General features: G+C 43.0%; 6 protein-coding genes. 1 reads left to right on the top strand and 5 read right to left on the bottom strand.

Annotated features, from left to right (window positions below):
- Window positions 1-19: 19 nt before the first annotated feature.
- The 4 genes from GVY04_12710 to GVY04_12695 all read right to left on the bottom strand — a co-directional run bounded on the left by GVY04_12710 (window position 20) and on the right by GVY04_12695 (window position 9115).
- Entirely contained in the window at window positions 20-2827 is a 2808-nt protein-coding gene (locus tag GVY04_12710; GenBank protein ID NBD16961.1) for a CHAT domain-containing protein, read from the bottom strand.
- 22 nt (window positions 2828-2849) lie between these two features.
- The gene (locus GVY04_12705) at window positions 2850-3107 is read right to left on the bottom strand and encodes a type II toxin-antitoxin system HicB family antitoxin (GenBank protein ID NBD16960.1); all 258 of its coding nucleotides are present in this window, start codon (window positions 3105-3107) and stop codon (window positions 2850-2852) included.
- A 99-nt stretch (window positions 3108-3206) separates the two neighbouring features.
- Window positions 3207-7169: a filamentous hemagglutinin N-terminal domain-containing protein gene (locus GVY04_12700; GenBank protein NBD16959.1), complete on the bottom strand. Its 3963-nt coding sequence runs from the start codon at window positions 7167-7169 to the stop codon at window positions 3207-3209.
- Window positions 7170-7252: 83 nt separating this feature from the next.
- On the bottom strand, window positions 7253-9115 hold the full coding sequence (locus GVY04_12695) for a BamA/TamA family outer membrane protein (GenBank protein ID NBD16958.1): 1863 nt from the start codon (window positions 9113-9115) through the stop codon (window positions 7253-7255).
- A 307-nt stretch (window positions 9116-9422) separates the two neighbouring features.
- On the opposite strand from GVY04_12695, the gene GVY04_12690 reads away from it, so the two are divergent.
- Window positions 9423-11603, top strand: a complete 2181-nt coding sequence (locus tag GVY04_12690) for a tetratricopeptide repeat protein (GenBank protein ID NBD16957.1) — start codon at window positions 9423-9425, stop codon at window positions 11601-11603.
- Window positions 11604-11746: 143 nt separating this feature from the next.
- On the opposite strand, the gene GVY04_12685 is transcribed toward GVY04_12690, so the two are convergent.
- Entirely contained in the window at window positions 11747-12607 is an 861-nt protein-coding gene (locus tag GVY04_12685) for a peptidoglycan DD-metalloendopeptidase family protein (GenBank protein NBD16956.1), read from the bottom strand.
- Between the last annotated feature and the right edge of the window lie 2 nt (window positions 12608-12609).

The following is a 12609-nucleotide window of genomic DNA, read 5'->3' as shown; positions in this document are numbered from 1 at the left end:
CGAATGGCTTATGTGTAGCCTAAGAAAATGTGAGTCTCAACCGCATCGAGCGGTATCGACTCACCCGCTTTCCTCCCCCACCTGTTCCGAGGTGGGGGAGTCCCACGGATCTTTTGTTGAAGGTTTTACTATTGAGTAAGGTGAGTTGGGCTTGGCGCAACGCTTCTGCTTTGTTGGCTTCAGTCACTCCCGATTGCTGGAGTTGCGTATAAAACTCGTTCATCATTTGTGCGGTACTATCATCAACGACTGACCATAAAGTGGCGACGGTACTGCGGGCGCCAGACTGCACAGCTACCCCTGCTAGTCCAAGTGTGGCATTGGCATCGCCACTAGCAGTTTCGCACGCACTGAGAACCAGTAATTCAATCGCTTCTGGACGGTTAAAGGTGTCATCTCGTAACAGGTCATCTAGCTCGGAAATGTTAATGGGTTCGTCCCAAGCGAGAATAAACGTATCTTCGGGGTCGGAGCTAAATGTGGCGTGAGTGGCTAAGTGAATGATCGGCGAACCGGATGTTGTAATTTCCCTTTTCAAGGCTTGTTGCGTAAATTCCTCGTTGAGGAGAGAGGCTTCGGTTAAACCCATTTTTTGAATTTGGGCTAATTCTCCTGCGACTCCCGGTAAAGGGGGAAACTGCGGTTGAAATGCTTCGGGGATTTCGCTCAATCCGGCAGTAATCGCTTCTAGGTTAAGAGCGGTAATGGGTTTGGGGTCAAGTAGTTGTAAACCTGGGGTTAAAGCTAAGGCGTATTTTTCGATCAGATATTGTTCCCCATCGTGAAGGACAGACATGGGGATGTTCCGTAAATCTCCGTCGAGAACAAAGGCAATTGTTTGAATCTGAGCCTCCGTTAATTGCTGTTCTAAGGGTCGGATCAACCAGTCATAGGCTTGTTGATAGAGAGGCAAGGCCGCTTCAGTAACGGTATTGGGAGAAAGGAGCGCCGCCCTGATTTGTTCCACCGTCGAGCTGATTTCTGAGGCGGTAATGGAAGTGCTGTAAAGCTCAGGGCTTTGATCGGGTAGGCTAAGCAGAATTTCTAGTCGCTCTGAAAGAATAATCGGATAAATAACCGCTGCGTTGGGGTCAATGTTGTCTATGACTTGAGGAGTGCCTTCGATACAGGCTTCGCGGAAGAAATTGTTTAATTGAGCGATTTGCAAAGACTCGATCACGTTTCGTGCCTGAATCAGTTGGTTATTTTTTTCTTCCTCTTGTCCTTCGCGATCCAAGAAAGAAGCATATTTGATGTTTAATTCGACGAACTGACGATAAACCGGTTCAACGCGATCGCGAAAAGATAATTGCAGTTCGGGGTTGATAGCGGTGAGATCGCTGCGGAGATACTGAAGGGCGTCATAGGCTTTAGTATAGGCAGCAATGGCTGGCTCCACTCGTCCTCGGTTGTTTTCAATTCTGCCTAACTGCCAGAAGTATTGATAGGAAACATCGGGGGCGTCAAAATTAGAAACTAGGTTAATCGCTTGTTGGGTATAAGCTGCGGCTGGGGATAAATTAGCTTGAATTTCCCCTAAATGACCGCGATTGCCGAATGCATAAGCTTGTAAGCGAGGATGGTCTAAATGACCCGCTTGTCGGGCAGCATCTGCTAAGAGACGATCAATGGCAGTTGCCGAGGGCAAGGAACTGTCTTGGGCAGGCGCTTGCTCTAAGATGTCAATTAAGTGATGAGCCAAATTAATTTGGGCGTCGATTTTGTTAGGACTGGCGGGTAATTGGTTAACTGCTGGGATTAAAGAGCTCGCTAGGGTATTGGCTTGCGACCAGTTTTCTAGCTGGAGTAAAAAGCCCAGTTTATTGAGTTGGGCTTGTTGTTGGGTCAGAGGAGAAGTGGCGAGTTCGGTCGCGCGATCGAGCGAAGATAGCGCTTCATCGCGATATTCGTTCCGGCGGCGGCGGACTTTTTCCGTGGCAAATAACGCTTGCTTGAGATTGCTGAAGTCGAGATAGGTAGTGGCTAATTCCTGGTTATCGTTGAGGGTTTTGGCGATGGTGAGGCTGGTATTGAGAGCTAATTCCGCTTGGGGAACTTGACCCATTTCAATTAACAAATTGCCCAGGCTTCTTAAAGCGAGAAAAGTCGTTGTTTGGGGATCTTGCTCGGTAATCTTGTCTAATTTAGCAGTTAACTCTTCGGTGGTTAAGCGATTGAAAGCGGAACAACTTGTTACCTGTAACTCAGGTTCTAAGACAGCCAGTAACGTATCGCAAGCGCGGGGATACAATCCTAGATCTTCTAAGGCTTGCGCCTGATTAATCTGGCTTTGCTGGGCTGCATCGGTCTGGTTTAATTGTTGATAAATGGCGGTCGCTTGTTGCCAACTCTCCAAAGCATCGGCCGGGTGACCTGTATCTTGCTGTAATTGTCCTTGAATGGCTAAACTTTGGGCTAAAATCTGTTGTTGGGACTCGTTGGAAGCAAGGGTGGCTAATAAATCTAAACTCTGTTGGATGGTTTCCCTCGCTTGTTCCCATTCCCCTAATTTTTGTTGGGTTAGAGATAAATTACTTAACGCCATGGCTTGATTCAAGGGATCTTGATTGGCTTCAAAAGCCGATGCCGCCTGTTGCCAGAGGTCGCTGGCTGTTGTAAAGTCTTGTTGTTGATAAGCGGTTTGGGCTTGTTGGACAAGCTGTTGGGGCGTGCTGTCCATTTGGACTATGGGAATTGGTTTGGTTGTTTTAGCCACTACGGGGGGAATGGTAGCGGAGAGAATAAACAACAGCGAGAGTAACCAAAGGGAACGTTTGAGTTTTGGTTGCCAAATTTGTTTGATGAGTCGATCAAAGTTTAGTTTCATCGTTTTTAAAGTGAGTTTTTAGTTAATAGGTAAAGATTCTCCCATTCTTCTCTAGTAATATTGGATCGATCCCTTCTATTACAGGTAATTGGTGTTGTAATCGCAATCCAAGAATTAACCAGCCTTCCAAAACTTCTTGTAAAAGTTCGCGACAAGTTTCCAGGGTTTCGGCATTGGCATAAACCCCTGGAAGTTCTGCTATTTCTCCATAGAATGAGCCATCTTCTAGAAGTTCGTAATTTGCTCTGTGCATTGCTTTTTGAATATATGTGGTTAGCATGGGAAATCAGTAATGTAAAAAACTAAGTTTTGGTGTAATCTCGCCCCCTAAATTCCCCAACTTTGGGGACTCGCTCGATTATCCCTTTGATACTTGGGTTTAAGGTACGACGGGACAGCCTGTTAGGGGATCTTTATTGCGCTGTACTCCTTCTTGGGTGGGGTCGTAAGCGGTTAGCACCACTTGACCTTCGTCGTTAAAGACCCATCCCTGGGCGGGGACAACGTCTTGTTCTTCAGTTAGAGAAGTCTGATTTTCCTCGACGCTGATGGCTTGGTTTTCCGTGAGAACCGGGTCAACCAAACCAACACGCACGGGGTCGCTACTAAAGTTATTCTGAGGATTCGCGGGAAAACCACCCTTACCGGTAACGACAAATTCACTTCCTACCCCTTGTTCGCAGGGATTTTGCGAAATTTGGTCGGACGGGTCGCCAACGGCTTGAGGGAGTTCGATTAAGCCACCCGTGGGATCATCAACCGTCCGATTAATAATGGTTTCACCCTGTTGTCCAAATTCGGAACTGACTGTGAAATCATTGAAACGGGTTAGTTCCTCTCGAAATTCAATCCCAAACACGCCAGCAGCACTCAGTTCGATTCTGCCTCCGGTTCCTTGTTCGGCATTGGCAATAATGTCGCTGCCATTAGGACCAGTAGGGGGAAAAGCGACAAGAATAAAATCGGTATCAGTTAGGCTTTGGTTGATGTTGATATTACCCCCATCCGCATCGCCCAAGGCCGTGGCAGAAACTAAGCTTTCGTTTTCAATACGCCAGAGTTCAGAGATTTCTAAATTAATGTTGGCGCCAATATCTCTGCTTCGTCCAGTTTCAGCAGTAATATCCCCTTGGTTTTGAGATAGAGAATCAACTGTTATATTTATATTGCCTGCTTGTCCCGGCGGACTACTTTCTGAAACGGATGCACCATCAGCATTACCTTGTCCAAAAGCAGTAGCTGAAACAAATGCCTGATTTCTTAGTGTTAAAGATGATGACGAGATAGTTATATCTCCTCCATCTCCTATAGCTTGGGATTCTACTGTAGTAGAAATTTGACTGGGAACAATATCGTTGGAATTAGGAAAAGCTGAAATCCCTTTTCCTTCTAAAATGACACGATCGCGAACCTCAATCGTTATATCGCCCGCATTTCCGCGATTTTCTGTATCAGCCAGTAGTGCAGAACCGTCTTTAAGTAACAAAGAATCTGTGGTAATATTTATCTCTCCACCTTCGCCAACTCCCCCAGCAGTAGTGTCTGTGGCAGCACTTACTTCCGAAAGGATAGAAGAATTAAGCAGATTCGTTTCATTTGCTATTTGCAAATTAACATTTCCTGCATCTCCCATGCCTTCAGTATTAGTCAATAATTGAGCCCGACCGCTCATCAACAGCATATTAGCAGTAATATCGATCCCTCCTGCATTCCCCTCACCACCAGAGCTTACTGAACTAAAAGCTCCACTAGGAGAATCATCAAGATCTCTACCAGAAAATTCTACTGAGTTGGCATTAATAATTATTTTTCCTGAATTACCTTTTCCTCTAACGAGAGATTGGATCTGTGCTCCATCTTCAACAGTTAAAGTTTTTGCAGTTAGGCTAATGCCACCACTGTCTCCCTCACCCGAAGTTTCGACGTTGCTTCGGATAAAGCTATTATCTTCACCACTAATCATTGAAACTGAATCGACAACGGAAATATTGATACTACCAGCATTACCTTGTCCAAAAGTACTAGAGCTAATTAGTCCACCATCAGAAACAAGCAAACGCCCAGTATCAATATCTAATTTTCCTGCATTTCCAGAACCGAATGTTTCACTAGTCAAGCGGGTAAATAATTGACCATTGGTTGAAGAACCACTGAGTTCGATGAACTTGGGGGCATTGATGGTTAAATCACCAGCTCGACCTTGATTAAACGTACTGGTTGCTATAGCAGCTCCGTTTTTGATGCTCAATTGAGGTGTAGTAATCGTCAACTCTCCTGCATCTCCAGTACCAGAAGTGGCAGAACTTAAAACACTGGAAGACTGTTCATTAACTGAAGTGCCAGTTAATTCCATCAATTCAGTAGCATTGACCGTTAAATTACCTCCTTGACCTGAACTATTGAGACGAGCTGCTGTCGAAATAAAAGCTCCTTCAGAAACGAGTAAACGCCCAGTATCAATATCTAATTTTCCTGCATTTCCAGAACCGAATGTTTCACTAGTCAAGCGGGTAAATAACTGACCATTGACTGAAGTACCATTTAGCTTTATGAAATCTGTGGCATTGATGGTTAAATTGCCAGCTCGACCTTGACTAAATGTATTGGTTGTTACAGCAGCTCCATCTTCAACAATCAATTGGGGAGTAGCAATTTTCAAATCTCCTCCGTTGTCAGTACCTAAAGCCGTAGAAGACAAACGACTAGAAGACTGTTCGTTAGCTGAAGTACCAGTTAATTCAATCAATTCAGTAGCATTGACCGTTAAATTACCTCCTTGACCTAAACTATCAGGACCAGTTGCTGTCGAAATAAAAGCTCCTTCAGAAACAAGCAAACGCCCTGTATCAATATCTAATTTTCCTGCATCTCCCTTGCCGAAGCTGCTGGTGCGAATAAACCCTCCATCAGTGACCACAAGCGATCCGGTGGAAAGATTAATGTTTCCTCCTTCTCCTATTGCTTCAGACTCAACTGTGGCAGTAATTTGGCTAGGAACAATTGTGTTCGGGTTATTAGCTCCAGGACCTATTCCTTGAAGAGTTACAGCATTGCGAGCTTCAATAATAATATTTCCGGCATCTCCAAAATTTTCTGTATCAGCCAGTAAAGCAGAGCCATCTTGAAGTAGTAAGGACCCTGTTTTGATGCTGATATCACCCGCTTTACCTCGACCCGTCCTTTCAGTAACTTCAGAAAGAACAATGGAATTTACTAAATTGACGTCATCTTCTACGTTGATATTAATATCACCAGCATTACCTAATCCTCTGGTATTACTCACAAGTTGAGCGCCATTAGTTAAAGAAAGTAACTGAGCTGATATTTCAATATTGCCGGCGTTCCCTTTTGCGCCTGTATTTACCTGATTGCTAATAACACTGCCATTGGTGATGTTCACTAATCCTGTTGCATTGAGGGTAATATCTCCAGCTTGGCTCTCAGCAGAGCTTAATTCATTTCCTATTCCCGCAGATATTCTGCTTTGTTCTAAAACTATATTTTCGCCCTGAAAATCGATGCTTCCTTGATTGGCACCAGCAACATCAACTACGGCTGTATTTTCTAGACGAATCTCACCAAAAGAATTAATTAATCCATAATCTAAATGCCAATTATCCTCGATTGACTTTAGAGTCACTTCACCAGCTTCCGTAATGCTACCAATTACAATTCGTCCTCCTTTTGAAGTTAGATTGCCATCATTTAAGGCGATATTGCCACCAACTAATGCTAAATTGTTGCCTGTAGATACTTGTAATCCGGTTGCCCCACCCGTTATATTCACTTCACCATTGGGATTGGGTGCTACAGATTGATTAACAATATCCCCAGGATTATCGCGAAAATTAGCTCCAATCGGAATACTGCTAGTTAACAAAGGAGTTGTCGGGTCGCTGGCACTAAAGGCAACATTGTCCTCAAACAAAATACTGTCTGCAGTCGTCGCAAAAAAGGAACCGCCAATATCTAAACTGGCATTTTCCCCAAAAATAATCCCATTGGGATTCATTAAAAATAAATTAGCCGTCCCATTCGCGCGAATCAAACCGTCAATATTGGAAATCTCACTTCCGGTAACCCGAGAAAAAATATTCGCCACATCATTGGCATTATTAAAATAAGCCTCTGTGTTGGTCGGTACAGAAAACTTTTGGAAACTATGAAATAAATTTCCGCCCGCACGATTTCCGTTATCAATTTGAACACCTGTCGTCGTTGTAGTGACAGTGGTTGAGGTCGTTCCATCTGCTTCGACTGGCGTTTGAGCCTGAGCAGGCAAAGGCAAGAGAAATAAAGGTAAAGCGGAAAAGATTAAGGTTTTAGCAGTAGGGGGTGACATGATTTAAATCAAAATGAAGTAGGAATGAGTAGTAAAGAGAGGTTTGGAGAATGAGAATTGAGCGCGCCAATTATAAGGGTTGGTTAAAACGGACTAGCAGTTACGGAAAAATAGATCCCCTCCTCCTGTAACGTGTCACCGTCATTTATGTCCTCTGTTAGCGGAATACCATAATCGATACGAGCGGTTAAATTATTCATTTGCCATTGCAAACCCACTCCCAAACCCACCAAAGTCTGTTGTTCGGGATTGGGATTGTTTTCGGTGTCATTATTCCAACCCACACCGAGATCGACAAAAGGCGCAACTTGTAAAACCCCCTGTACTTCTTCTACTCGCAGCAGCGGTAAGCGCACTTCCGCAGATGCCAAAAAGCCATTATCAGTTAATAAAGCATCCTGACGAAACCCTCTAACGCTCTGTACTCCCCCAACGCTAAACTGTTCGAGCGGAACTAAAGCCGTGTTGGCAAGCTGAAGATCCGAACGTAAAACCACTAACGTATCTCTCGCCAGTCGCCTGACATACTGTCCCTGTAAGCGCCAAGCAAAAAACTGACTGTCTGGTTCGGGGTCGTCGTTATTCGTGGCATCAAACACATCGATACCCAAATTAAATTGAGACCTTAACGCCAACACCTGTTGTAGAGTGCGGTTGGTATATTCTTGCGTAAACCTCAAAGCGAAGATGCGCGTTTGCCCATTTTCATCTGCACCAGGAGAAAGACGAACATCTTTACCCTCTATGGCAGTGTTGCTCTCCTGAAGGGTCGCGTTGATGCCCAACGCCAATTCTTTAGTGGGGGTGCGCAAAATTGGCTGACGTACCCCAAGGTCAACATTAAAAGAATCTCCGGTAATATCGATGCGGTCAAAAGGCTCTTCGACCACTGTTGTGTCTGTAATTCCTCCGGCAAGATTAACCGTGGTGTTACTCGCGTTAAGCGGGGCAGAATAACCCAGATCGAGATCATTACTCCCATCGGTGTTAATGTATTCTAAAAAGACGCGATCGCCAAAACCCAAGAGATTGTTTTCGTTGATTCTGAAGCCCCGACGCCAACTTCCCACTGAGGGATTACGTTCGTTATCGGTAATGAGTTCCACAAAGAAAGAATCGGCTTCGATCACCTCAATCTCTAAAAAGCTTTTATTCGGACGAGATCCAGCAGACAATTCCGCCGAAATACTAGCAATCAAGGGGTCTAACTGTAACAGTTGCAGATTTTCTATCAGTTGATTCCTTTCTAAAGGCTTAGAAATTCCCCTTTGCAAACGGCTGCGAATATAGCTTTCATTTAAACCTCTTGTGCCTGTAATTTCGATCCTTTCCAGTTCCCCTTCCAGCACATTGACGGTAATGGTGGCATTTTCCGGCTCGATCGTTTGATTGGCTTCAATGACTGCTCCCGAGTTGATGTAACAGGGCAGTTCTTCCTCCGTTTCTCGACAGCCTGCGGTGTACTTGTTACGAATAATTTCTTCTACTTGTAGCAGTTGGCTAAAGGTAATCGGCTTTCCGATAAACTCAGCAACCGCCGCTTGTAACTCTTCATCACTAAAAGCGGTATTCCCCTGAAACTCAAATTGACTGACCGTTACCGTCCCAGGAATGTTATCAAATGGTTCAGTTTCAACTCCCGGTGGCGGAGTAACATCCAACGGCGTTTCTGGTGGCGGTTCGGGTTCGGGAATGTCTTCTTCTTCTGGTCGAGGCGTGATGGGATTGGGTAGCTGAGACAAAATCTTCGGTTCAAGATCAAATTCCTGCTGCTCCAAAGTTTCTAAATCTTCAAATTGTTCAATTTTATTAACGGAGAAGAGGGTTTGAGAAAGTTCTGCAGCTAGACTCTCCCTTTTTCCATTTCCTAGAGATAACCCAAAACCTAACAACAAAATAAAAAGTATCTTATGATACAAAAAATATAAAAATTTTTCTGAAAACATACCAACTATTTTTTATCTTTGTCCTCACAACCCAACCTATTTAGGATCTATTTAAGTAGACCTTGATGTTACCATACTTAAGTAGCGCAGATCAAAAATTAACATTTATAAAAATATGCGCAAGATCACTTTCGGACAAGGGATAAACGATACAATATTAGGGTTTATAACTTTTTATTTATTCTTTCGATTGAGCGGTTTGATTAAGTATCCAATCAGCATCTAAGGCTATTAACATAACCTATACTCTATGGCTTTTATAAAAATTAACAAAGAGGTTTGATAAAAGTATCGGAGTGACAAATTTATGATTAATAAAAAGCTAAAAAATCGCTATACAATTATTCAAGAAGTTCGTCAAGGAGGGTTTGGCTTTACTTATCTAGCTCAAGACGAAAATAATGTTAACTCCTTATGTATCATCAAACGGCTCAATCCTGATAACGCCGATATTTCTACAGCAAAACGATTATTTCAAAGAGAAGCAGAAACTTTAAAAGAGCTCAAACAAGCCGATCAAATTCCTGAATTTATCGAATACTTTGAAGAAGAAGGGAACTACTACATTGCTCAAGAATATATAGAAGGAAAAACGCTCGATCAGCTCATTGGAGAAAATTGGGATTCGGAAAGTTTATCGCGATTTCTTTGGGATGTTTTATCAGTTCTCGAAAAGCTACACAAAAGCAATATTATCCATCGGGACATCAAACCTTCTAACTTAATTAAGCGCGATCGCAACGCCAAAATCGTTGTGATTGATTTTGGAGCGGTTAAACAACTCGATTATTCTCAAAATATCCCTAGTTCCCCACAAGAAAATCGCGCTTTAAATCCGCCAATTGCTACCCAAATTGCTACGGCTGAATACGCGCCGCTAGAACAAAAGAGAGGACAACCGCTATTGAATAGTGATATTTATGCCTTGGGAATGACGGCACTGCAGTTATTAACGAAGCTCAATCCCATCGAAATTGAAAGAGACAATAATGATAATCTTATTTTTGATCATGCCTTTGATAATGTAGATCGGCCTTTATTGAATATTCTTAACAAAATGGTTAAGAAGAATCCTCAAGAACGCTATCAATCGGCATCTGAGGTTTTGAGAGCTATCGATTTAAGAAAAAAAGAACCCCAATCAACAGTAATTTCCAAGGCAACTCCTCACCAAAACCCACCACAGACAACCGATCTTTGGTTGTCTAATGCAGATCGACAACCAGCCCAACCAACAGAACCTCTAGCGTCTCCTTTTTATGATCAATCTAGTCATAATATTAATTATGCCTCGACCATACCGCTTTCTAATGGATCTAATAGCAATGGAGAAGAAAAAAATATACCTCGAGATCAACAACATAGTCAGCGCAATTACAATCATCTCAATAATAATGAGGCTAAGGTTAATACAACCATACTTTCAGCCTCTACAAAGCCAAAAGTCAAATTATTAATCATTCCTTTATCAGTGCTCGGATTAATTATTATTATTATTAGTGAATTAATTTCTCCTTGGATTAGACCAGCCTATTATTTTTATCAAGGAAATAGACTGTTAGAAGAAAAAAAGGCTTCAGATGCTTTGGATCAGTTTTATAAAGTTACTTCTTTCCAAAATAATAGTTTTAGAGGTTGGAAAGGTCAAGGAGATGCTTTGTTGACTTTAGGTCGAACGTTTGGAGCAATCAGTTCTTATGAAAAAGCGCTTAGTATTCAACCCAATGATCTAAAAACGCTTAATAATTTAGGGAAAGCCTATTACGAACGGGGGGACTATGAAAAGGCTTTAGAATTTCATCAACAAGTCCTAGCAATTGAGTCTCAAAATGCCGAAGCTTTTAGCGGTCAAGGTGTGGCTTATCTTGGTTTAAAAGAATACGAAAAGTCTTTGTCGGCTTTTGATGAGGCAAAAAGAATCAAACCTAATGAACCCGACATTTGGCTTAAACAAGCGATTGCTTTGAAAGCTCTAAATCGTCCAGAAGAAGCGACAGAACTATATAGAGAAGCACTTAATGTTTATGACAGTACTTTAAAGAATCGAGAAAATGATCCCATCCTTTGGAGTGATCGCGGATTGGTTCTGCAACAGCTCAATAGACAACAAGAAGCCCTCGACTCTTACGAACAAGCGCTTGCTGTCGATGAAGACTTTTATGAAGCACTGTTAGGGAAAGCCAATACGTTAGTAGTGCTACAAAAACCGGAAGAGGCACTTTCTACTTTAAAAGAAGCTGCTGAAATTCGCCCCCAAGACTATCACGTTTGGTACACCCAAGGAACGATCTTAGAACAAGTCCTGAAAAGACATGAGGAAGCTTTCAATGCTCTCAATAAAGCGACGCAATTAAATCCCCGATTTGCTCCTGCTTGGTTGAATAAAGGATTGAGCTTAATTTCTCTCAAGCGATACGAAGACGCCTTAGTCGCTTTAGATCAAGCAAAGGTGTTAGACCCCACAGAATGCTTATGTTTGGCAAAATAGAGGCTTAGTTTTGGACAATTTGGGACGAAAATCAGAGTCTGTTGAATCTTATCAGAAAGCAAGAGAATTGGGGCTTTCTGTGACTCAACCATAAGTTTCGGTGAGGTTAGCCTCCCTTCCTTAATTCCAATAGAAAATAATTTCTATCTTTCTTGCGCGATCGCGTTTAAATGAATTTCTGGATCTTGGGCAACCCAGCCTTGTGGCGTTTGATAACGCACTTCAAAGTGGAGATGAGGATTGGGAGAATGGGGTTTTCCAGTTGTTCCAACGGTACCAATCGCTTGCCCTCCGGTAATGGTTTGATCAGGTTGAACAGCAAGTGTTTGCAAATGACCATAGCGAGTTTGTTTCCCCCCCGCATGGTTAATAATAATAAAATTCCCATAGACGGGATGTTCTCCGGCAAAGGCGACCTTGCCTGATTCTGCTGCCAAAACAGAGGTTCCAACGGGGACGACGATATCAACGCCACTGTGTAAACTTGATTGTTCTGTATTTTCAGACCAGCCATAACTGAGCGCAACTTCTCCAGACTGTGACAAAGGATAATGACTGAGACCAGTGTAAGTATAGACAGCATCAGGATCTTGACTTTGCCACGCCACACCGGGCAGGAAAACCACTTGGGGTTGGGCGGTACAACCATTGAGTTCAAATAATACATCAGCGCGAACGCCATAGGCGGCTTCCAAATCTTGCCACGTTGTTCCCTCCGGGACTTCGATGCGAACCCCATTAAATGGCGGAATGAGAATTTCGGAACCTACAGGAACCGTGTCTTGTTGCAAATTTGGGTTGAGACGAATTAGTACTTCCGGCAATAAATTATATTGTTGAGCAATACTTTCTACCGTTTCATCCGGCTGAATTTGATGACGATCGAGCTGTGAGAGAACAGGAGCGGGACAACTAGTTTCATCGGTAATAAATTGAGCCAAAACAGAAGCGGGAAATAAAATCCCCGCTGATAAAAGCACTGCTGAGGCGAAAAGTTGATTCATAA

The sequence above is a fragment of the Cyanobacteria bacterium GSL.Bin1 genome, from assembly GCA_009909085.1.
Taxonomy (GTDB): Bacteria; Cyanobacteriota; Cyanobacteriia; order Cyanobacteriales; family Rubidibacteraceae; genus Halothece.
Note: the sequence above shows the minus strand (reverse complement) of the source record. Positions and strands in the feature narration are given on the sequence as shown.